The organism is Flavobacterium sp. LC2016-01 (genome assembly GCF_009711135.1).
GTDB lineage: Bacteria > Bacteroidota > Bacteroidia > Flavobacteriales > Flavobacteriaceae > Flavobacterium.
This window is the reverse complement of record NZ_WMIC01000002.1, coordinates 396,545-417,339: the sequence shown is the minus strand read 5'-3', so window position 1 is coordinate 417,339 and position 20,795 is coordinate 396,545. Positions and strand designations below refer to the sequence as shown.

Sequence of the window (20,795 nt, the reverse complement as noted above, 5' to 3'; positions counted from 1 at the left end):
TTCAGTATTAGCGAATCTACAATCTAAAATCTGCAATTTTATACAATAAAGGTTTGCTTGGACTTGCATCATTTTCAAACGAAGTGATTTGAAGATTTAGTATATAATTTCCATCTTCAACTTCATCAGAAACATAAATCATTTCGGTAATTGTAGCATTTAATCGCGCATCCGAATTTAGATTATGCGTGTCTTTTACATTCCAAAACGCTTTATGAGCCAATAATTTACCTTCATCATGTTCTTTATCGACACTTGGCAAATCAATCAGTAAATGCTGAATTTCGCTTTCGCGGATGAAAATCGCAGCTTCTTCAGACAAATATGGCGGATTTGTATTCGAATATTTTTTTGATTTCTTTTCCTTTTGATTTGGAAGTGTCCTAATAATTAAAGCCTCTGTCTTGCTGAGCGAAGTTGAAGCATTAAGCACAGTCGAAATGCTTTCTTTCGTAATCACAAAATCATCTCCAATTTTCTCAGGCGCAACCGTAATCAGTTTAGCAAAAAAGAAAAACTGTTTAAGCGATTGGTTAATGCTGTAAAAGTCATTCGTAATATGCCCGAGACATTCCGTGTGCGTTCCATGCCCATGTGGATTGAAGAAAATATTATTGAAATTTGTAGATGATTTTCCTTCAGAAACTTTCCCGATCCAGTCTCCAAAAACTACAGGTTCAATAACTGGTTTTTCGATATACCAGGCAATTGGGTTTTCGTCAGTATTGGTTAATGGAATAGAAATATCAATAGGTTTTGATAAGTCGATTTGATATTTATTGTCAAGAAGTGCTAGCATAATGGAACACGGATTTTACGGATATTCTAACGCAGATTTTACGGATTTATCAGCGTTGCTTGCATCCGTTTTATCAGCGTCCAATTTTTATTCTTCCAAATTTAAATAAAATAAATCTGAAGCAATTCCATCCGTTAAAAATTTTCCTTTTGGAGTTGGTTTTAGAATGTTGTTTTCAATTGAAAGCAAATCGTCGTTTAAGAATTTTTGAGCTTGTTTATTCAGATAATCTAAATATTCCAATCCAAATTCATTTTCAATTCTTTCTAAAGAAACGCCCCAAATCGTTCGCAAACCTGTCATAATATATTCGTTATAACGGTCAGAAATCGTCAAAATTTCTGTTTCGATTGGAAGTTCATCATTCTGAATTGCTTTTAAGTAAAGCGAATTATTCGCAATATTCCAGCCTCTTTTTTCGCCGTCATAACTGTGTGCCGAAGGTCCAATTCCGATGTATTTTTTGCCCAGCCAATAAGCCGAATTGTTTTTGGAGAAATAATTCTCTTTTCCAAAATTGGATAATTCGTAGTGAATAAAACCATTTTTTTGAAGCGTTTCAACCAAAATCATAAAATGGTTTGAAGCTGCTTCGTCTTCAGGTGCAGCAATTTTTCCAGTTTGAATTAATTTGCTTAAAGCCGTTTTGGGTTCAACCGTTAAGGCATAACTCGAAATATGCGGAATGCCGAAACTCAAAGCGGTTTCAATATTCTGTTTCCACATTTCGTCCGTCATTCCTGGAATTCCGTAAATCAAATCAAGCGAAATATTATCAAAGTATTTTGTCGCTTCTTCTAAACATTTTTTGGCTTCCGCCGAATTATGAGCACGGTTCATCATCTTCAAATCTTCTTCATAAAAAGACTGAATCCCAATGCTTAATCGATTTATCGGACTTTTAGATAATTCCAAAATTCGCTCCGCAGATAAATCATCCGGATTGGCTTCCAAAGTAATTTCCGGATTTTCTGAAACTTTGTAGTGTTTATAAACTTCTGAAATTAAAAAGTTTATTTCGTCATTTGATAATACAGAAGGAGTTCCGCCGCCAAAATAAATGGTTTCTACAATCTCATTTTCAAACTCATTTTTACGCACAACAATTTCTTTGGCCAAAGCCAAAACCATTTCGTCTTTCTTTTTCATCGAAGTCGAAAAATGAAAGTCACAATAATGGCAAGCCTGTTTGCAAAAAGGAATATGAATGTAGATACCGCTCATTTTTTTTAATTAGATAATGTGTCAATTTGATAATTAGATAATGAAAATTAGGCTTGGAAGAAATTATCTAATTGACTAATTATCTCATTTTCTAATTTTATCTTCATTTTGTTTCACAAAAGCATCCCAGCCTGAATAACTTTTTCCAACAACAACTTTTCCTGAATTAAAAAAATGACAAACCGCTGCTGCCAAACCATCTGTTGAATCTAGGTTTTTAGGTAATTCTTTCAAACCTAAAAGCTGTTGCAGCATTTTAGCAACCTGTTCTTTACTGGCATTTCCATTTCCGGTAATCGCCATTTTTATTTTTTTTGGTTCGTATTCTGTAATCGGAATTCCTCTTGAAAGTCCTGCTGCCATTGCAACGCCTTGTGCACGCCCCAATTTCAGCATCGACTGAACGTTTTTACCAAAGAAAGGCGCTTCAATCGCAATTTCGTCTGGATGATGCGTTTCGATTAATTCGATGGTGCGTTCAAAAATGATTTTTAGTTTTTGGTAATGATTGTCGTATTTGGACAATTGCAGCTCGTTTAACTGCAAAAACTCCATTTTCTTATTGACGACTTTAATCAATCCAAAACCCATAATTGTGGTTCCGGGGTCAATACCTAATATGATGCGTTCTTGTGCCACTTTTTTTTAATTATAATAGAAAGAGAATTTTTTCTCTATATTATCCTTCGAAATATTCGATTTTAGGACTTCATTTTTGTCATTCACAATATAATATTTGCCATTATTCAAAACATAAAATTCAGTTTCTTTTTTCTTTGAAAAGAGACTCGGCTCCAAATAAATTTTTTCGTACTCAAATGGAATTACTTGTTTGTTTTGAATCGTTACAACACCGTATTTGCCATTTTTAGATAGAATAATTATTTTATCACTATCATAAAAAAGACTATCATAGATTATTGGAATAACTGTTTTTCCTTCTTTTGTAATCAAACCGTGTTTGTTGTTTTTTGTTACAAAATGATAATTTTCACCGGGACCATATTCAACCCAATTTGACATTTCGCTGTATTCAAAAGGAATGATAATTCTTCCTGCTCGGTCTATAACGCCGTATTTATCATTTTGTTTGGCGATAAACCTATTTTTCTGATCATAAGTACAAGGTGATAGATCCTGAAAAACAAAATTAAAAATTGATTTTAGGTTTTTATCAATTATTCCGACCTTATTGTTTTTCTGTATAACGTAATAATCTAATTCTCGGCCATTTGAATAAATTGACTCGTTTTCGATTGGATAAGTAATTTTATTATTAGAATCGATTAGCCCAAATTTACCTTTATATTTTACAATTGCATTGTAATTACTTGCAAAATCTTCAAATTCATCATATATAACAGGAATTATCAATTTGCCTTTTGTGTCAATAGCGCCGTATTTTCCATTTAAATCCTGAATGTGATAAATCTTTTCAATTTTTTTATTGATGCGACAGTAATCAAAAGAGAAGTCTTTTATCTTCTCATAAATTTTCTTTCCATGTTCATCGAGTAAAACGAGATTATTGCCCTTTTTAGCAACAAAAATTTCAGATTCATGATAAGATTCTTCAGGATGTCCTATTGTATCATATCTGGGTTTGGCTACTTCTTTTCCAAATTCATTTATGATTCCATATTTGTGATTTTTAGAAACAATAGCAATTCTGTTTTCATTGAATCTATCACCGGTATCGTATTTGTCAAACGGAATTATTTCTTTTAGATTTTTATCCAGATAAGCAATTTGGTTGTTTTTTCGAACTAAAATTAAGCCATTTTTCCAAAATGTAATTTCGTCATTCCCTTTAATATTAATATCTGTTAAGGCAATTTCATCATAAATAAAACCAGATTTTTGCTTTCCAAACGAATCAAAAAAAGCCCATTTTCCTTTTTTATATAAAGAGACTAAACTATCTGCAGTACTTTCATTTGCATTTTGATAAATAATTGGAATTATCTCTTTTCCGCTTTTGTTTATAAAACCGTAAAGATTATTTTTCTTTATCAGAGCTAACCCTGTTTTTTGAAAATAACTCTCATCTTCATATTGAAGTGGAATTACAATTTTTCCGTTTCGATCAACAAAACCATATTTATTGCCTTTTTTTACACAAGCTAGATCTTGACTAAACAGACTAATGTCATCATATTCAAAAGGAACAATTACATTTTCATGAATGTCAATGTAGCCATGTTTATTTTTTAATTCAGCTAATATCATTCCGCTCTCATCCAACGGATTTAAGAATTTATATTTGCCCAGTGGAATAATAACATTTCCATCTGCATCATTATATCCCCAAGAACCTTCGCCCATTATTCGGATATATTCTTTAGGTATGTTTTTGTCAACTTTATTGCAAGCAAATACTAATAAAAATGAAAAAAACAATATGATGCGTTCTTTTGTCAAGAGATTATGGTTTCAAGTTTAAGGTTTAGAAAATTAACTCATTTTCTAATTTTCAAATTGGCACATTTCCATTGCCACATCTTCAAATTGATTACTTTTGCGGCATGATTTCAATTCCTCACAAAGCTAAGCAATTCCTTGTTCTTCTGGCCAAACTTTTGATTGTTGGCGGCGCATTTTATTTTATTTACAATCAGCTGGCAAACAACGACAAATTAGACTGGAATAAGTTCCTAGTTTTATTCCGAAAAAATCAATCGGTTTTAGGGATTTCGTTTATACTGCTTTTGAGTGTTTTGAACCGTTATTTTGAGATTCTGAAATGGCAGAATCTGGCCAAAGTAGTTCACGAAATCTCGGTTTACGAATCTACTAAACAAGTTTTAGCTGCTTTAACAGCCGGAATTTTTACGCCAAATGGAGTGGGAGAGTACGCCGGAAAAGCGTTGTATTATCCTAAATCGGAGGCCAAAAGAGTCGTTTTTCTAAACTTGATCTGCAATGGGATCCAGATGATTCTAACCATAATTTTTGGGATTTTCGGCTTGCTGTATTTTAATGCGCAATTTAATGTCATAACTGCCAAAACGGTATTAATTTTATTTGGTGGCTTTGTACTGATTCTGATTGTTTTGTTTTCCATAAAAAAAATAAAAGTAAAAGGCTATTCGATTGAAAAACTGATTCATAAGATTAATGAAATTCCGAAATCAATTCATCAAAAAAACATCTTTTTAGGAATTTGCCGTTATTTGGTTTTTTCGCATCAATATTACTTTTTGTTTTTAGCCTTTGATGTCGATTTGCCTTATTTAACTTTAATGGCAGCAATTACATCAGTTTACTTTTTGGCTTCATCATTGCCAACTTTTCAATTCTTGGATTTTGCTGTAAAAGGAAGCGTGGCCATTTATTTCTTCGGAATTTTGGGCGTGAACGAATGGATCGTAATTTTCATCAGTACACTCATGTGGTTTCTAAATGTCGTTTTACCAGTCGTTTTGGGAAGTTATTTTGTGCTGAATTTTAAAACCAAAACAGCAGAATGATTTTTGCTTTATTCTCCATATTAGCAATTTATGTGTTTAGCATCAGTTTGCTTATTTATGGTTTTTCCAAAGTCAAAAAATATCAAAAATCAAATAAAAAACCGCAGACGAATTTTACGATTATTGTTCCTTTTAGAAATGAAGAAGAAAATCTTCCAAAACTTCTAGAGAGTTTTTCAAAACTAAATTATCCAACAGATTTGTTCGAAGTAATTTTGGTAGATGACAATTCAGATGAAAAATTTCAATTATCAATTGTTAATTATCAATTATCAATTATTGACAATATTCGCATTTCAACTTCACCAAAAAAAGATGCCATTACAACCGCAATGCAACATGTAAAAACCGATTGGGTTATTACAACAGATGCAGATTGTTTGGTTCCGGAAAACTGGCTTTTAACTTTTGATAATTACATTCAAGAAAATAAAGTTTCAATGTTGGCAGGCGCTGTAACATATCAATGCGAGAATTCATTTTTAGACCATTTTCAGCAATTAGATTTAACAAGTCTGCAAGGAGCTACAATTGGAAGTTTTGGTCTCAATAAAGGGTTTATGTGCAACGGTGCCAATTTTGCATACAAAAAATCATTGTTTGAAAAGCTAAACGGTTTTGAAGGAAATAATAAAATTGCAAGCGGAGATGATGTTTTTTTACTGCAGAAAGCCATTGAGAAATTCCCAAATGAAGTTGAGTATTTAAAAGCAGAAGAAGCAATTGTCATTACAAAACCAACCGAAAATTGGAAATCATTATTTTACCAGAGAGTGCGTTGGGCGGCCAAAACAAGTTCGTATAAAAGTACCTTCGGAAAAGCTTTAGGATTAATTGTTTTCTTAGGGAATTTCAGTTTTGTACTTGGATTTTTCTTGGTTCTTTTCGGAATCGTTTCTTATCCGCTTTTTGTTTTGTCTGTCTTTTTTAAGTTTGCAGTTGATTTTATTTTACTTTCAATCACTAATAAATTTCTATCGGAATCTAAAAATAAAAGTCTTTTGTTGAGCAGTTTACTATATCCTTTTTTCAGTTCAACTGTTGCTTTGTACAGTTTGTTTGGTTCTTATGAATGGAAAGGGAGAAGTTTTAATAAATAAAATTCCGAAAATAAAGCCATATAAGTCATATAAGAAATTTTAGCTCAGTTTCTGAGTCTTATGAAGTCTAGTTTTTCCATAAAGTTTTAAATGAACTTCAATTACTTATATGGTGAAAAAACACTACTTTTCGTTTTTTGCTTTGATGATCACCGGCAAAATAAACTGTGTTTTTACCGGAATTCCGCGTTTTATAGCAGGGCTTACTTTTGGAAAATCAACCAGGCGCGCATGCAGGATACTGTCAACTTTGATGGTATCATAAGCAACAGAATCTTTAGGAAACTGGGGTTCAAATTTCATTTTCGCATTCGGAAAAACAGTTACTTTTACTTCAATTGTATCAAGTTCAGGATACAAAATAGACAAGCTGTCGATATCTAGTTTTTGCTGTACAAGCTGTGCCATAATATCAAAAAAACATTTTTGGCGCTGTTTTTCATCTGCAATTGTTTCACATTCTGCAAGACTTGGATATTCGTCAACTTCTTTCCAGTTAATGGTTTTCAGTTCTTTTTGAAGTAATTCTTTTTCAGACGGAATCTTCTTCTCAAAATATTGACAAGAATTAAAGAATAAAAAAACTAAAAAAATGAAAAACTGCTTCAAGATTTTGAGGTTGAGTTGAATAAAGTGATTTGTGGTATAAAAATACGATTATTTTTTTTGTGAACCTTTGTATTCTAAATAATCTTCATAGCTTTCTGAGAGCCATTGCTGTTTATTTTGTGCGGCAACTTCCTTTTGATCAGGATATAAAGCCGCAAGTCGGTCTGAATAGGTTGCAATCTGAACCGTATAATTATAAAATTCAGTTTTAGAAAAAAGAACTTCCGGATCTTGTTTACGTTTAAGATATTCTAGAAAAAGAGAGTCAAATTCTTTAAGTGAAAAATTTAATACTTTTTTCTTAGTACTTTTATAAATGCTGTCCTGAAGAAGAAGATCATTTATGGGAAGTTTGGGAGTCTGCGCGCGCAAATTCGAATGAATCGAAAATGCTAGAAAGCAGAATGCAAATATTTTTAAAAATTTTGACATAGCTTATTTTTTATTGGATCTGCAAATACAATTTACAAAAAATATATGGATTTAGTATTGTTGTTGCTCGGTTTTATATGTATGATTATCGGTATTTTTGGCAGTTTTTTGCCTGTTTTGCCCGGATTGTCAAGTTGTTGGATAGGATTGCTGCTTTTATATCTCACGGAAGCCGTCGAAAACAATTATTGGGTTTTGGGTATAACATTATTGCTCACGATAATTATTACGATTCTTGGTTATGTAATTCCGTCAAAAGGAACTAAAAAATTCGGCGGAAGTTCTTACGGAGTTTGGGGAACAAACATTGGATTAATAATTGGTATTTTGGCTCCAATACCTTTTGGGGTTATTATAGGGCCGTTTGTTGGTGCATTTTTAGGGGAACTTATTTACGATTCCAGAAACCATCAGAGAGCCTTAAAGGCGGCAACAGGGTCGTTGCTTGGGTTTTTGGCATCCAGCTTTATAAATTTTATGTTTTGTATTATTTTTCTTGGCATTTTTTTACATCTTACATGGGAATATCGAAACATTTTATTTTAATCCTGTAAAAGTACTCAGGAATTTTCTTACTATTTATTTGTTTTTTTAAAATATTGAAATTTTTCAAAAAATATTTTCATTTTCTTTTGATTTCGAAAGCGTTATGTTTACTGGTATTTATGACAGTTTTTGTTAACGGGCTGTTAATCGGGTATGTATATTCTTAACTTATTTTTTGGAAATGTTAAAATATTTTATATTTTTATCCTGATAAACGATAAAAAGCCTCACTTTATCGATTATTTTAAACAATTATAAATAATTATTTTATAAGTTATGAGTATGACCCCAAACCTACAAATTGAACTTAGACGTTTTATTTCTTCTAATGTTGTTTCCAAGCTAAACAAGTTTTATTTCGAGAATGATGCACTTTTAATTAAGGGAATCGATGTTTCTATAGGCACAATTTTAATGGGTCTATACAACAAAGCCGAAGAATTAGGCTTTTACAAAGAAGTAGTAAAATTAATTGAAGACGACTCGACATTTTATCAGGAAGTTGATTTTGCTTCAGGCCGCATTTTATCAGTCGACGACTGTTACCGTATTGAAGGAAACGCCATCTTAAAAGAAATCTTCACTACTAAAAAAGGCAGAATTTCTGAAATGATTTCAAACGAAGTCGGAATCAAAAGTGAAACTGCCCGCGAAATATTAAACTTTTCTGCACTTCTTGTGATTTCCTATCTTAAAAATAATATTCAGCTGTTAGACAGTTTGAAATTACTTCTTGAAGAACAGAAAAGAGAAATTCTGAACAGCATTCAGCCTGGAATCAAAATCATCTTAGGATTTACATGTTACGAGACCGTTGAAGACAAAAACCAAAACATCGGAAGATCTATTTTCACACTTTTTGGTCATAACTTTTTCAGTTTCTAAAAAAAAATCCCGTCTTACAAAAGCAAAACAGGATTGATATTTAATCTAATTTGAAAGACTTATGCGTTTTTCAAATTGATAACCTCTTGGTCTGTCAAGAAACGCCAGTTACCTCTAGGCAGATTCTTTTTAGTTAAACCAGCAAATGAAACGCGGTCTATACGCAAAACATCATAATCAAAATGTTCGAAAATAGCACGAACTACTTTTACATTAGATGATTTTAGTTTAAGGCCAACTTCGCTTTTTGCTTCTTTTTCAATATAGCTAACTTCTTCAACAAAGACACGGTGTCCGTCAAGAACTAAACCTTTGCTGATTTTTTCCAAATCTTCAAATTTCAAGTTTTTGTCTAAAGAAACCTGATAAATTTTAGATGATTTCTGACTCGGCAAAGTAAACTTGCGAATCATATCGGTATCATTAGTAAACAGCAGCAATCCAGTTGTATTCTTGTCCATTCTTCCAATTGGAGCAATTTTTGCATTAGTAGAACCGCGAACAAGCTCTAGAACGTTGCGATATTCCTGCCCTTCATCAAGCGCAGTAGTAAAGTTTTTGGGCTTGTTTAATAAAATGTATTCTTTCTTTTCTGGAGTTAAAACAACACCGTCAAAGTTTACAACATCATTCAGTTTTACTAAATAACCCATTTCAGTAACTGGAACGCCATTTACTTTTACGTTTCCAGACTGAATATATATATCAGCATCACGACGCGAGCACACTCCAGAGTTTGAAATGTATTTATTCAGACGAATTTCATCTGAAGCCTTTTGTCTCTTTGGCGCCTGATTTTGTTTCTTAATTTTCTGTTCCGCTGCTTCTTGAGCCGCTTTGACTTCAGGCTTCACTTTTTTTGGCCCTTGAGCGCGCTTAGCCATAGGAGGTTTTGGCTTGCTTGAGTTTGATCTTGAGCTGTTTGGTTTCGATCCGCCTCTTTTATTATTGCCTTCCTTATTGTTCATAAATTCTGTAATTTGTGCAAAGATAGTTTTTTCTGACCAAATAAACTTAAGTTCAATGTTCTTAGATTAATAGCAAAAAAAATAAAAGAAATTTGAAGCACCGCAATTGGCTTTTTTTCAGGCATTAATTCCCGCTTTTCGTTTCAATCTTTTATTTTTTTAAAGAAAAAAAATAAAAGGATTTCCACTGCAATCGGGGCTAGAATTCAAACAATTGGCTTCTTTTTATACATTTTGCCTTTATATAATGTTTTCGGTAAACAGATTTTATAAGAAGAATAAAATCTGTTCAATCTGCCAAATCTGCGTGAAACAACTTTTTCTAGTATTTAGAAATCAATTCACGCCCGTGCCACAAAACGCTCGGATTAATCAAGACAATGCAGAAAACGCCAGAAACAATCAAAAATTTCAAAACATTATGAAGCATTAAAAACTGCTCTTTCGAATTTGATTTCCAAAGAAAAATCAGGAAAAAAAGCAACACTCCAAAACACACATAAAAGTAAATGTCCATATAGCCAACATCATAAATATTGACTAAAATATAAACTGGAATAATAGTTAAAAAAGTCAAAACCGTAATAACCTGTTTCGATACTTTTTCTCCGTATATAATAGGTATTGTACGATAATCATTGGCTAAATCGCCTTTCAAGTTCTCCAAATCTTTTATCATTTCCCGAATCAAAAGCAGCAAAAACAAAAACACTGCATGCGCCGAAATGACCATAAAATGGCTCATATGATCTTCAATTTCTTCAAATGAAATCTTATTGTAGAAATACAATAGAATAGCAAAAAATGGAATTACGGCCATAAAAGATGCCATTAAATTACCAACAATTGGGTATTTTTTAATTTTATGAGAGTAAAACCAAATTAGAAAAATATAACCTGAAAAGAATAAAAAAGCACGCCAAGAAACAATAGATGCCATTAAAACCGCGAGGAAATTTAAACAAAAATAAACCGTCAATTTTGTTTTTTGGCTTACCAAGCGATCCAGCATCGATTTGTTTGGTCTGTTGATTAAATCTTTTTGACTGTCGTAAAAATTATTGATGATGTACCCCGAAGCAATTGTTATAGCCGAAGCAAAAACAATCAAAAACAAATAAAAATCCAGCAGAATATCAAGCGCTCTTTTTTCTGGAGCCAAAATAAAAATCGCCGATAAATATTGTGCTAAAACAATAATAGGGATGTTATAACCGCGTACTACAGAAAACAAACTGACAATTTTCATTACTACAAGTTTGTGCTGTCTGCTTAACATAAATTATAAAGTATGATAGATTAGATTTGGGAAGTTAAAAGATATTTTTTGATTCTGAAAGTTTAGAGTTTGTTTTTTAACAATTCACCAGATCCGTACCCTAATTTTCGAATGCAGGCCAAAGCTTGTTTTTGCGTAATATCAATATCCTGAATATCTTTTTTTTCTACAAAAACCACAGATCCGCTCCACGGATTTGGTGCATCCGGAATAAAAACTGTGAATTTCTCTTCACTTATTTGCTCAATTAAAAAAGCAAATTGCAAGCCGGCATCAGTAGGAACCAAGATTACTTTTAAGTTTTCATTAGATTCAAAACCCAGAATGTTTTCATTCATGCTTTTCATAAATGAATATCCGGGAACAAAACTCAAAATGCCTTCTTCTAATTTTTGAACCAGATTTTTTGCTATTACAGTTTTTGCAAGCAACCCAGCTAATAAGCAAATGATAATAATAATTAATATTCCGATAAGTTCCTGAATTGCAATTCCTAATACATTAACCTTTGGAAAGCTATTTACAAGAGGAAGTGTGGTTTTTTGAACAATGCCATAGCCTTTTTCTAAAAAAACAAGCAGAACAACTAAAGGAACTAAAAATAAAATTCCTCCTAAAAAAGTTGCTTTGATAATCTTTAAAATACTTTTCATATGCAATAATTTTTTAGGATTAAGATTTCAGAAAAATGTATTCAAATAGCGGTAACTTTTTTAAGAGATTAAAACTTAAAATTGATAAACTACTTCTAGTTTGTAATCTTTCAAAGATGCTTTTGCGCGCTCTAAATCTTCGGTGAAACCAAGAATATAACCGCCTCCGCCAGAACCGCAAAGTTTTAGGTAATAATCGTTGGTGTCAATTCCGTGCTGCCAGATTCCGTGAAATTGTTCAGGAATCATTGGTTTGAAATTGTTTAAAACAACTTTAGAAAGCTTTTTGGTATTTGTAAACAAAGATTTCATGTCGCCGTGTAAAAAGTTTTCTACGCAGGCGTCAGTATATTTAACAAATTGATTTTTAAGCATCGTACGGAAACCTTTGTCTTTTAGGTTTTCCATGAAAATATTAACCATTGGAGCCGTTTCGCCAACAATTCCAGAGTCTAATAAAAACACAGCACCTTTTCCGTCAAAACTCTGAGTCGGGATTCCTGTTGCTTCAATATTATCTTTAGAATTAATCAAAATCGGAATACTCAAATAGCTGTTTAATGGATCTAAACCAGAACTTTTTCCGTGGAAAAAACTCTCCATTTGAGAAAATATATTTTTAAGCTGTAATAGTTTTTCGCGTGTTAAATTCTCTAAAACCGTAATTTTATTGTTAGCATATTTGTCGTAAATAGCCGCTACAAGCGCACCGCTGCTTCCAACTCCGTATCCCTGCGGAATACTAGAATCAAAATACATTCCGGTTTCGACATCATTTTTTAAAGTTTCTAAATCAAACGTAACCAAATCTGGCTGTTGAGCTTGTAAAACTTCAAGATAGGATGCAAAGCTTTTTAAACTTTTGTTTGATGCAATAGCTTCAGCTGAAGGCTCTTCAGACTTTTTTAAAGCACCGTTGTAAAAATTATAAGGAATAGAAAGTCCTTTAGAGTCGCGGATGATTCCGTATTCTCCAAAGAGTAATATTTTTGAGTAAAATAATGGTCCTTTCATGATTTATGTAATGTCTTTTTTGAAAAATTTAATTAAAGATACGCAAAATTACAATGCAATTGCCCCGCTCCCAATTTTGTCGCAAATGTACTGACGATTCTGACAAAATACAACTAATTCGTCTTGAATAAATTGCAATACTTTTTCGCTAACGTTTTCGGGATAAAGCACATGCACATTTGCTCCCGCATCAAGTGTAAAACACACCGGAATTTGGGTTTCATTTCTGAATTTCCAGATCGCATTAATGATTTGCAGTGTATTTGGTTTCATTAAAATAAAATACGGCATTGAGGTCATCATCATGGCGTGCAAAGTCAAGGCTTCACTTTCGACAACTTTAATGAATTCTTCTAAATCTCCGCTTTCAAAAATCGAAATTAATTGATCCAGATTTTCGTGTGCTTGAGCAAAACGTCTTTCAGCATACGGATGATTGTGCATTAAATCATGACCAACTGTACTTGAAACTTGTTTTTCGCCTTTATCAACCAATAAAATAGTGTCTTGATAATTCTTGAAATTTTCATGAATAGCGTACGGAAATTCAACTCCAAATAAATCGGTACTTCCTTCAATATTGGCCTGATTTCCCCATACAACAACATTTCCTTTTATACTTCGGCAAGCACTTCCTGAACCTAAACGTGCAAGAAAAGAAGCCTTTTGATAAAAATATTCATCAGTCATTTCGGGATTTAGCAATCTCTCCAAACTCATAAAATTCATTGCCAAAGCGGCCATTCCAGAAGCCGAAGAAGCAATTCCTGAACTGTGTGGAAATGTATTTTGTGTATCAATCGTAAAATGATAGTCTTTCAAAAATGGCAGATAAATTTCAACTCTTTCTAAGAACTTTTGAATTTTTGGTTTGAAATCTTCTTTTGGTTTTCCTTCAAAAAGCAAATCAAAAGAGAATCCATTTGTCACGCTGAGCGGTCCCGAGGCTTCGGGAGAAGCGTCTCTTTTTTTAAACCCCAATTTCGTAATTGTTTTACAATTGTTCAAAGTAAAACTCACCGAAGGATTTGCCGGAATTTGATTGTCCTTTTTTCCCCAATATTTCACTAATGCAATATTGCTTGGAGCACTCCACTCAAAATTCCCATTTTCGATTGTTGAAGTATATTTATTTGGAATAAAATCAGCTGCTGTAAACATGAATTATAAAATTTTGGCAAAGATAGTTTTTAAATTTTTTCACCCTATAAGTAATATAAGAAAATATAAATGAGCTTTGCTAAAATGAACTTATATCACTTATATGGTTTAAACTTTTCTTTTAACTATTTTTGACTACAAAATTTAACAAAATGAATAAATACGTAAAAATTGCAATAGCTTTATTGGTTTGTTTAGCAGTGGGATATTCTGCCAGTACAGTAACCAGACCAAGCGTTGAAAGCTGGTATCCAACACTTGAAAAACCATTTTTTAATCCACCGAATTGGATTTTCATGCCGGTTTGGACAATTCTTTACATTTTTATGGCTGTTGCTGCTGGATTAGTTTGGGATAAAATTAAAGAGCAAAATGAAGAAGTTAAAAAAGCGCTTCTTCTCTTTATAATTCAGTTAACCTTAAATGCTGTATGGTCGTATTTATTCTTCGGATTAAAAAACACGATGCTGGCTTTAGTTGAGATCATACTTTTATGGTTGTTTATTTATGAAACATATTTGAAGTTTGTGAAAATCAATAAAACTGCAGGTTATTTGTTGATTCCTTATTTAATTTGGGTTGCGTTTGCGGCGGTTTTGAATGGCAGTATTTTGTGGCTGAATAGGTAGTATTTTGTTTCAGGTTTCAAGTTTTTCTTTGTTTCAAGTTTAATCAATACTTTTTTATTTTATGAATAGATTTAAAGTTTTTGTTGTTTTGGTTTTGATGTCATTTAAAACTTTTGCTTGTTTGAATTGGGACATTAAAAAATTAAAGAATAAAGTTGAAGTTTATCGTGATCATAAAGAGTATTTCGTACCTAGAGGACACCAATTTAAAATTAAAGATTTTTCGAGTTTAATTCTAGATCTTGAAGAAGGATATGAAAAAACAAAAGATATAGATTATTTATCTGATAAAGGATATGTTTTAATTATTCAGGGAAAATACAAAGAAGCTTTAGCATTATATCTAAACATTGAAAAGATTAAACCAAACAGATATTCTACAGCTTCAAATCTTGGAACTCTTTATGAATTAATGGGTGAAAATGAGAAAGCTTATGACTGGATTAAAAAGTCAATTAGGATTAATCCAGAATCTCACGAAGGATCTGAATGGCTTCATCTAAAAATACTTGAAGCTAAGATTCAAAAACTAGAGAATCCAACGGGTGAATTTTTTATTGGCACTAATTTCGGCTCTGGAATTACTTTAAAGACAAAGCTTTCTGATGAAGAATTGATAAAGCTACAAGATGCTTTGTTTTTTCAGTTAAATGAAAGAATTTCGTTTATAAAACCGAAAGATCAAATTATTTCTGTTTTGTTATTCGAATTAGGAAACATTGCGTTTATGGACGAAAATTTTTCGAGCGATACTTCTGAAATATATGAGCTTTCAAAAAAGTATGGATTTCGAAGTGATGTCCTAAACGAAAGATTGATAGTCTGTTATAAAAAGATGAATGATTTTTTTTTAAAAAACGGTAAGGATTTGGATAAAATCGCTACTCGTGAACAAGCATTGACGGACAAATTAATTAAAAAAGCAAGAAATGATGATGATAGTTTTAACCAAATGATAATGGTCTTTTCAATAATTACGTTGTTTTTGTTAAGTAGCACAATTATTCTTTTTTTCAAATGGAAGAAACTAAAAAAAGCTATTCCAGCTTCTTAAATTCTTCATTCTTAAGAAACAAAAAATCCATTATAGTTAGAACATTTGGGTTTTCAAGAAGCGTTTTCGATTTCGGATCTGAGTCGCAAAAATCAATAAAAAGTTCTTTTTCTTCGGGTTTTAGTTTTAGATTTTTGATAAAAAAATCGGGTGGACAATAAGCCATTATCAGTTTCTTAAAACGATCGTCGCCAAGTTCAATTGTTTTCTTCTGCTTGCCTTTTAAAGGGAATGAAACTCGAAGAGCTTCTCTAATTCTATTATCATTAACTCCTGTATTCCAGGATAAATCTTTGACATTTTTGCTGATTAATACATCTGCAACAGCATCAGCATCAACCTTGACTTTATCAAATTCGATCTTAGTGATGATAACTTCATTCAATTCTTCAGGTTTCAGGACTTTATTCACGATCAGATTATTCTGATTGATGTTTTCCTGAGAAATTTTCAACCTTGAGAAAAAAGAATCTTTGTAGAAAAAGATAAGACTGTCATGCGCTTTTACCAAAATTGAAAATTCTCCCAACTCATTTGTTTTAGTACTGATTTTAGTGGTCTTATTAATTACTTCCACTTTTTTAAGTGGTATGTTCTCTGAAAGAACTTTTCCGTTTATTAATTTTTCCGTTTGAGAAATACTGAGCTGATAAGTAAAGAAGAAAATTGTGGTAAGTAGTCGTACTTTCATTAAACTTTAGTTTTTAATTTCGGATTTCAGCTTCTTAAATTCTTCATTTTTAGTATATAAAAATTCCATAGTCGACAAAACATTCGAATTTTCTAAAAGCAATTGGGAATTTGGATCGGCCTCGCAGAATTGGAGAAAAAGTTCTTTTTCTTCAGCATTTAATTTTAAATCTTTGGTAAAGAAATCTGCTGGGCAAGTTGTTGAAATTAATTTTCTAAAATCAATTTTTGGAACTTCTTTTTTAGGCTCTTCGTCTTTCTTTAACAAGTTGTAAATTTTTTTTCCCAAGTAAATGAAATCTATATCAAGTGGAGTTCCCTTTACCTCATTAAAACCTTGAATTTTTAATCCTTCTTTTGATTTATGTGAATTTAGTTTGATTTGCTTTATATCTTCTTTGCTAAGTGAAATTGAGGTAGTTTTCCTGTCTAAAATCACCACTTCATTCAATTCTTCCGCTTTCGGGATCATATTTACAATAAGATTATTGGTTTCGATTTCCTTTGCTGTAATTTTTAATCGTGTGAATAAATAATCTTTGGCAAAAAACAATAAACTGTCATGTGTTTTTACGGCAATCGAAAATTCTCCTGAAGCATTTGTCGTTGTACTGGTTTTGGCAGTTTTATTAATGACTTCAACATTTTTTAGAAGTAGATTTTGAGAAACTACTTTCCCGTGAAGTGTTTTTTCGGTTTGAGAAATACTGAGCTGATAAGTGAAAAAGGAAATTGTAGTAAGTAATTTTACTTTCATTTAATTGATTTTAGTTTTTGTTTTCAGCATTTAATTTTTGAAACTCTTTGTTTTTAGTGTGCAAAAAATCCATGGTATAAAGTAGATTTTTCTGTTCAACAAGGGTTTCGGCCTTAGGATCGGCGTCGCAAAATTGAAGAAACAATTCTTTGTCTTCAGGTTTTAGTTTTAAATCATTTGTAAAGAAATCCAGTGGAACCGTTGCTTCTGCTAGTTTTTTGAAATCTAATTCTTTGAATTTTTCTTCGGTTTTTTTATGCTTTTTCCGAAATAGACTGAAAATAGTCATTAAATCGACTCCATTTGCTATTGTTCCGTCGTAAACGCCTGTAGATAATGGAGGTCTTGGTACTATAATTGAGTTTTCATCGGCTGGACCAACTTTAGGAAATGTAATTTTAGTAACAACCACTTCGTCAAGTTCTTCAGGCTTTAAAATCATATTGACAATAAGATTGTTTTGATCAATAGTTTCCTGCCAAACTCTTAATCTTTTGAAATAATAATCTTTACAATAGAAAATCAAACTGTCTTTTGGGCGAACCAAAATAGAGAATTCTCCCAGTTCATTTGTACGTGTACTCGTTTTAGCCGTTTTATTGATTACTTCTACTTTGTTAAGTGGAATATTCTGCGAAAGAACCTTTCCGTTCAATAACTTTTCGGTTTGAGAAATGCCAAGTTGATAAGTGAAAATAGAAATTGTGGTAAGTAATTTTACTCTCATACAGGATTAATTAGTTGAGAGTAAAATTATTAGAATAGTCTTAATGAAAACTTGTGAAATCTGTAAATTCTTGTTAATTTGTTTTGTGGAGTTCTCGGTCGAAGTTTTTCAGTTCATAGGATTGTGACTGAAAACTGCGACCGAATACTTTTACAATATTTCAATTAATTCCGAAGCATTATTAATAACCAATTTTGCACCGCTGATTTTCAATTCTTCTTCGGTTCTGTAACCCCAAGAAACGCCAACGGGAAACATATTTGCATTTACAGCGGTCTGCATATCAATATCTGAATCGCCTACGAACAGAATTTCTTCGGGTTTTAAATTCCAGTTTTTGCTAATGGTTACAGCTTCAAACGGATTTGGTTTTTTTAATGCTTCCGTACTTAAACCAACTGCAGTATCAAAATAATCAGGAAATATTTCTGACGCTATTTTTTTAGTCAGTTCATCAGCCTTGTTGGAGAAAACCGCTAATTTGATATTTTGTGACGTCAAATTGTCTAATAATTCGACAATTCCACTATAGGGTTTTGTTTTTAACGTGCAGATTTTTCGATATTCATTCACCATCAAATTAAAACAAATTTCAATTTGCTCTTCATTATTATTCGAAGCAGGCAAAGCTTTGCTGACTAAATTTCGTAAACCGCTGCCAATAAAATATTGATAGGTTTCGTAAGTATGCGTTGGGTAATTTAGACCTTTCAGCACTGTATTCATGGCATCTGAAATATCGTGTAATGAGTCTACTAACGTTCCGTCTAAATCAAAAATAATTCCTTTAAATTTCATTCTATTAAATATTTTGAGCCAAAATAAACCCGCTTGTCCAGGCATTTTGAAAATTAAAACCTCCTGTAATAGCGTCGATATTGACAATTTCACCCGCAAAATAAAGATTTTGATGCAGTTTGCTTTCCATGGTTTTGAAGTTGATTTCCTTTAAATCGATTCCGCCAGCAGTTACAAATTCTTCTTTAAAAGTACTTTTTCCGTTGACCTGAAATTTTGCTTTTGTAAGCTGAGAAGCTAAATTCTGCAATTGAATTTTCGATAAATCAGCCCATTTGGTTTCAGCTTCAATCTCAGAAGCCAGAACTAAACTTTCCCATAAACGATTGGGGAAATCAAAAGGCGATTTTTTAGAAACGGCTTTTTTGGCGTGTTCTTGTTTTAAATCTTTTAGGATTTTTTCGGTATCTTCGGTATCAACATCATTTAACCAATTCACAAAAATGGTAAACTGATAATTTTTATCGAATAAAGTTCGTGCACCCCAAGCAGAAAGTTTTAGAATCGCGGGTCCGCTCATTCCCCAGTGTGTGATTAACAAAGGTCCAGTTGATTCTAGTTTGGTATCTTTTACGTTCACGGTAACTTGTGCAACAACGCCGGGTAATTCTTTAATTCGGGAATCTTTAATATTAAAAGTAAATAGGGAAGGAACCGGACTTACAATGGCGTGGCCTTGCGTCTGGAGCATTTCCCAAATTTTCGGATTGCTTCCTGTTGCCAGAACTAATTTTTCTGTGGCATAATTTTCATCCTGCGTATCAATTTTCCAATGATTTTCGGCTTTAAAAATCGATTGTACGCTTTGACCTGTCAATACTTTTATGCCTAATTTTCCAGTTGCTTCTAAGAAACAATCAATTATAGTTTGCGAAGAATTCGAAACCGGAAACATTCTTCCGTCATCTTCAATTTTTAATTCTACGCCGTGTTTTTCGAACCATTCGATAGTATCTCCGGAACAAAATTGATGAAACGGACCACGAAGTTCTTTTTCGCCTCGCGGATAAAACTTAACCAGTTCGTTTGGTTCAAAACAAGCGTGTGTAACGTTGCATCGTCCGCCTCCGGAAACGCGGACTTTAGAAAGAACTTCTTTTCCTCTTTCTAAAATGGCAATTTTGAGTTTCGGATTTTTCTCTGCAATATTAATAGCAGTAAAAAAACCTGCAGCGCCTCCGCCAACGATGATGATATCGAAATTTTTGATCATATTTTTTTGTTTGCCACTAATTTCACGAATTGGCACTAATTTTTTTTTGAAATCCTCTAAATAACTTTGTCAAAGTTTTAAACTTTGACAAAGTTTATCGCGACGAATTTTATATTTTATCTGGAAAATCAGTGATGATTCCGTTTACTTTATAACTTTTTATTTTTTGAATGTCTTCGTCAATATTTACTGTCCAGGGTAAAACCAGGAATCCTTTTTCCTGCATTTGCTGAGTGTTTTCCTCAGTCAATAAATGATAATAAGGATGAATCGCTTTTGCTTTTATGGTTTCGGCGAAAGCCAAAGCTAAATGCAAATCGGTTTCAGTTAGTACACCAATTGGGATTTTTGAATCTAGATTGTGAACTTGTTGTAAAGCATTCCAATCAAAACTTGAAACTATAAAATGCTCGTATTTCCAATGTTTTTCTGAAACATATTCATCGATTAAAGTGATGACTTTTGTTAAAGTGTCAGCGCTTTTTAATTCAATATTGATGAAGCATTTTTTATTGACCAAATCAAAAACCTCTCTTAAAGTTGGAATTTCATGCTTTCCATCAATCAAAAATGATTTTAATTCGGACAAAGATAAAGTATTTACAAAACCTTTTCCGTTGGTCATTTTGTCGATGGTTTCATCGTGAATTACGATAATTTGACCGTCAGAACTCAAATGAACGTCGAGTTCAATTCCATCTGAATTTAAATCTAAAGCTTTCTGAAATGCTTGTAAAGTGTTTTCAGGTTCGTAGGCTTTCGCACCGCGATGGGCAATCTTTAGCAT

23 protein-coding genes are annotated in these 20,795 nt (G+C 32.4%); 6 read left to right on the top strand and 17 right to left on the bottom strand.

All coding sequences use genetic code 11. The features are described 5' to 3' along the window. Positions 1-16: 16 nt before the first annotated feature. The 4 genes from GKZ88_RS06175 to GKZ88_RS06160 form a co-directional block, all read right to left on the bottom strand. On the bottom strand, positions 17-799 hold the full coding sequence (locus GKZ88_RS06175; RefSeq protein ID WP_155101509.1) for a cyclase family protein: 783 nt from the start codon (positions 797-799) through the stop codon (positions 17-19). 87 nt (positions 800-886) lie between these two features. Next, positions 887-2,023, bottom strand: a complete 1,137-nt coding sequence (gene hemW / locus GKZ88_RS06170) for a radical SAM family heme chaperone HemW (protein WP_155101508.1) — start codon at positions 2,021-2,023, stop codon at positions 887-889. 84 nt (positions 2,024-2,107) lie between these two features. Further along, positions 2,108-2,662, bottom strand: a complete 555-nt coding sequence (gene ruvC / locus GKZ88_RS06165; RefSeq protein WP_347343857.1) for a crossover junction endodeoxyribonuclease RuvC — start codon at positions 2,660-2,662, stop codon at positions 2,108-2,110. A gap of 6 nt (positions 2,663-2,668) precedes the next feature. Continuing rightward, positions 2,669-4,444 (bottom strand): WG repeat-containing protein, encoded by a 1,776-nt coding sequence (locus GKZ88_RS06160; RefSeq protein ID WP_155101507.1) that lies wholly within the window; start codon positions 4,442-4,444, stop codon positions 2,669-2,671. Between the two features lie 104 nt (positions 4,445-4,548). On the opposite strand from GKZ88_RS06160, the gene GKZ88_RS06155 reads away from it, so the two are divergent. After that, positions 4,549-5,493: a lysylphosphatidylglycerol synthase domain-containing protein gene (locus GKZ88_RS06155; RefSeq protein ID WP_155101672.1), complete on the top strand. Its 945-nt coding sequence runs from the start codon at positions 4,549-4,551 to the stop codon at positions 5,491-5,493. Next, a complete protein-coding gene (locus tag GKZ88_RS06150) occupies positions 5,490-6,593 on the top strand; it encodes a glycosyltransferase (RefSeq protein WP_155101506.1) in 1,104 nt (367 codons plus the stop codon). Before GKZ88_RS06155 ends, GKZ88_RS06150 begins: the two co-directional genes overlap by 4 nt. Positions 6,594-6,716: 123 nt before the next feature. On the opposite strand, the gene GKZ88_RS06145 is transcribed toward GKZ88_RS06150, so the two are convergent. Together GKZ88_RS06145 and GKZ88_RS06140 are read right to left on the bottom strand one after the other, a co-directional pair. After that, on the bottom strand, positions 6,717-7,202 hold the full coding sequence (locus tag GKZ88_RS06145) for a hypothetical protein (RefSeq protein ID WP_155101505.1): 486 nt from the start codon (positions 7,200-7,202) through the stop codon (positions 6,717-6,719). 48 nt (positions 7,203-7,250) lie between these two features. After that, positions 7,251-7,634, bottom strand: coding sequence for a hypothetical protein (locus GKZ88_RS06140; protein ID WP_155101504.1), 384 nt, complete (start codon positions 7,632-7,634; stop codon positions 7,251-7,253). 45 nt (positions 7,635-7,679) lie between these two features. On the opposite strand from GKZ88_RS06140, the gene GKZ88_RS06135 reads away from it, so the two are divergent. Both GKZ88_RS06135 and GKZ88_RS06130 read left to right on the top strand, forming a co-directional pair. Beyond that, positions 7,680-8,180: a DUF456 domain-containing protein gene (locus GKZ88_RS06135; RefSeq protein ID WP_155101503.1), complete on the top strand. Its 501-nt coding sequence runs from the start codon at positions 7,680-7,682 to the stop codon at positions 8,178-8,180. A 282-nt stretch (positions 8,181-8,462) separates the two neighbouring features. Beyond that, positions 8,463-9,065, top strand: a complete 603-nt coding sequence (locus GKZ88_RS06130; RefSeq protein WP_155101502.1) for a DUF937 domain-containing protein — start codon at positions 8,463-8,465, stop codon at positions 9,063-9,065. Between the two features lie 59 nt (positions 9,066-9,124). On the opposite strand, the gene GKZ88_RS06125 is transcribed toward GKZ88_RS06130, so the two are convergent. The 5 genes from GKZ88_RS06125 to GKZ88_RS06105 form a co-directional block, all read right to left on the bottom strand. Next, entirely contained in the window at positions 9,125-10,033 is a 909-nt protein-coding gene (locus GKZ88_RS06125) for a pseudouridine synthase (protein ID WP_155101501.1), read from the bottom strand. 322 nt (positions 10,034-10,355) lie between these two features. Further along, complete coding sequence (locus GKZ88_RS06120) at positions 10,356-11,312, bottom strand: geranylgeranylglycerol-phosphate geranylgeranyltransferase (protein ID WP_155101500.1); 957 nt, start codon at positions 11,310-11,312, stop codon at positions 10,356-10,358. Positions 11,313-11,374: 62 nt separating this feature from the next. Beyond that, on the bottom strand, positions 11,375-11,965 hold the full coding sequence (locus tag GKZ88_RS06115) for a DUF502 domain-containing protein (RefSeq protein ID WP_155101499.1): 591 nt from the start codon (positions 11,963-11,965) through the stop codon (positions 11,375-11,377). Positions 11,966-12,040: 75 nt separating this feature from the next. Continuing rightward, the gene (locus tag GKZ88_RS06110) at positions 12,041-12,979 is read right to left on the bottom strand and encodes a mevalonate kinase (protein ID WP_155101498.1); all 939 of its coding nucleotides are present in this window, start codon (positions 12,977-12,979) and stop codon (positions 12,041-12,043) included. A gap of 48 nt (positions 12,980-13,027) precedes the next feature. After that, entirely contained in the window at positions 13,028-14,140 is a 1,113-nt protein-coding gene (locus GKZ88_RS06105; protein WP_155101497.1) for a diphosphomevalonate decarboxylase, read from the bottom strand. 152 nt (positions 14,141-14,292) lie between these two features. Here GKZ88_RS06105 and GKZ88_RS06100 point away from each other — a divergent pair, with 152 nt between their 5' ends. Both GKZ88_RS06100 and GKZ88_RS06095 read left to right on the top strand, forming a co-directional pair. Continuing rightward, the gene (locus GKZ88_RS06100; protein ID WP_155101496.1) at positions 14,293-14,769 is read left to right on the top strand and encodes a TspO/MBR family protein; all 477 of its coding nucleotides are present in this window, start codon (positions 14,293-14,295) and stop codon (positions 14,767-14,769) included. A gap of 61 nt (positions 14,770-14,830) precedes the next feature. After that, the gene (locus tag GKZ88_RS06095) at positions 14,831-15,823 is read left to right on the top strand and encodes a tetratricopeptide repeat protein (protein ID WP_155101495.1); all 993 of its coding nucleotides are present in this window, start codon (positions 14,831-14,833) and stop codon (positions 15,821-15,823) included. Here the strand turns inward: GKZ88_RS06095 and GKZ88_RS06090 are convergent. The 6 genes from GKZ88_RS06090 to GKZ88_RS06065 form a co-directional block, all read right to left on the bottom strand. Further along, positions 15,807-16,514, bottom strand: a complete 708-nt coding sequence (locus GKZ88_RS06090) for a hypothetical protein (protein WP_155101494.1) — start codon at positions 16,512-16,514, stop codon at positions 15,807-15,809. The genes GKZ88_RS06095 and GKZ88_RS06090 overlap by 17 nt on opposite strands. A gap of 6 nt (positions 16,515-16,520) precedes the next feature. After that, positions 16,521-17,270, bottom strand: coding sequence for a hypothetical protein (locus GKZ88_RS06085; protein ID WP_155101493.1), 750 nt, complete (start codon positions 17,268-17,270; stop codon positions 16,521-16,523). Between the two features lie 10 nt (positions 17,271-17,280). Continuing rightward, positions 17,281-17,997 (bottom strand): hypothetical protein, encoded by a 717-nt coding sequence (locus GKZ88_RS06080; RefSeq protein ID WP_155101492.1) that lies wholly within the window; start codon positions 17,995-17,997, stop codon positions 17,281-17,283. A gap of 150 nt (positions 17,998-18,147) precedes the next feature. Then, positions 18,148-18,795 carry an HAD family hydrolase gene (locus GKZ88_RS06075; RefSeq protein ID WP_155101491.1) on the bottom strand — a complete coding sequence of 216 codons (648 nt, stop codon included), beginning with the start codon at positions 18,793-18,795 and terminating at the stop codon, positions 18,148-18,150. Between the two features lie 4 nt (positions 18,796-18,799). Then, on the bottom strand, positions 18,800-20,008 hold the full coding sequence (locus GKZ88_RS06070) for an NAD(P)/FAD-dependent oxidoreductase (protein WP_155101490.1): 1,209 nt from the start codon (positions 20,006-20,008) through the stop codon (positions 18,800-18,802). A 109-nt stretch (positions 20,009-20,117) separates the two neighbouring features. Continuing rightward, the gene (locus tag GKZ88_RS06065; RefSeq protein ID WP_155101489.1) at positions 20,118-20,795 is read right to left on the bottom strand and encodes a glycerophosphodiester phosphodiesterase family protein; all 678 of its coding nucleotides are present in this window, start codon (positions 20,793-20,795) and stop codon (positions 20,118-20,120) included.

What these genes read in the sequence shown, in the direction of transcription:
- GKZ88_RS06095 (WP_155101495.1), top strand. Translation starts at nt 14,831, where the DNA reads ATGAATAGATTTAAAGTTTTTGTTGTTTTGGTTTTGATGTCATTTAAA.
- GKZ88_RS06065 (WP_155101489.1), bottom strand. Translation starts at nt 20,795, where the DNA reads ATGCTAAAGATTGCCCATCGCGGTGCGAAAGCCTACGAACCTGAAAAC.
- GKZ88_RS06140 (WP_155101504.1), bottom strand. Translation starts at nt 7,634, where the DNA reads ATGTCAAAATTTTTAAAAATATTTGCATTCTGCTTTCTAGCATTTTCG.
- GKZ88_RS06070 (WP_155101490.1), bottom strand. Translation starts at nt 20,008, where the DNA reads ATGATCAAAAATTTCGATATCATCATCGTTGGCGGAGGCGCTGCAGGT.
- GKZ88_RS06155 (WP_155101672.1), top strand. Translation starts at nt 4,549, where the DNA reads ATGATTTCAATTCCTCACAAAGCTAAGCAATTCCTTGTTCTTCTGGCC.
- GKZ88_RS06110 (WP_155101498.1), bottom strand. Translation starts at nt 12,979, where the DNA reads ATGAAAGGACCATTATTTTACTCAAAAATATTACTCTTTGGAGAATAC.
- GKZ88_RS06115 (WP_155101499.1), bottom strand. Translation starts at nt 11,965, where the DNA reads ATGAAAAGTATTTTAAAGATTATCAAAGCAACTTTTTTAGGAGGAATT.
- GKZ88_RS06125 (WP_155101501.1), bottom strand. Translation starts at nt 10,033, where the DNA reads ATGAACAATAAGGAAGGCAATAATAAAAGAGGCGGATCGAAACCAAAC.
- hemW (WP_155101508.1), bottom strand. Translation starts at nt 2,023, where the DNA reads ATGAGCGGTATCTACATTCATATTCCTTTTTGCAAACAGGCTTGCCAT.
- GKZ88_RS06120 (WP_155101500.1), bottom strand. Translation starts at nt 11,312, where the DNA reads ATGTTAAGCAGACAGCACAAACTTGTAGTAATGAAAATTGTCAGTTTG.
- GKZ88_RS06075 (WP_155101491.1), bottom strand. Translation starts at nt 18,795, where the DNA reads ATGAAATTTAAAGGAATTATTTTTGATTTAGACGGAACGTTAGTAGAC.
- GKZ88_RS06175 (WP_155101509.1), bottom strand. Translation starts at nt 799, where the DNA reads ATGCTAGCACTTCTTGACAATAAATATCAAATCGACTTATCAAAACCT.
- GKZ88_RS06150 (WP_155101506.1), top strand. Translation starts at nt 5,490, where the DNA reads ATGATTTTTGCTTTATTCTCCATATTAGCAATTTATGTGTTTAGCATC.
- GKZ88_RS06090 (WP_155101494.1), bottom strand. Translation starts at nt 16,514, where the DNA reads ATGAAAGTACGACTACTTACCACAATTTTCTTCTTTACTTATCAGCTC.
- GKZ88_RS06130 (WP_155101502.1), top strand. Translation starts at nt 8,463, where the DNA reads ATGACCCCAAACCTACAAATTGAACTTAGACGTTTTATTTCTTCTAAT.
- GKZ88_RS06085 (WP_155101493.1), bottom strand. Translation starts at nt 17,270, where the DNA reads ATGAAAGTAAAATTACTTACTACAATTTCCTTTTTCACTTATCAGCTC.
- GKZ88_RS06080 (WP_155101492.1), bottom strand. Translation starts at nt 17,997, where the DNA reads ATGAGAGTAAAATTACTTACCACAATTTCTATTTTCACTTATCAACTT.
- GKZ88_RS06135 (WP_155101503.1), top strand. Translation starts at nt 7,680, where the DNA reads ATGGATTTAGTATTGTTGTTGCTCGGTTTTATATGTATGATTATCGGT.
- GKZ88_RS06105 (WP_155101497.1), bottom strand. Translation starts at nt 14,140, where the DNA reads ATGTTTACAGCAGCTGATTTTATTCCAAATAAATATACTTCAACAATC.
- GKZ88_RS06100 (WP_155101496.1), top strand. Translation starts at nt 14,293, where the DNA reads ATGAATAAATACGTAAAAATTGCAATAGCTTTATTGGTTTGTTTAGCA.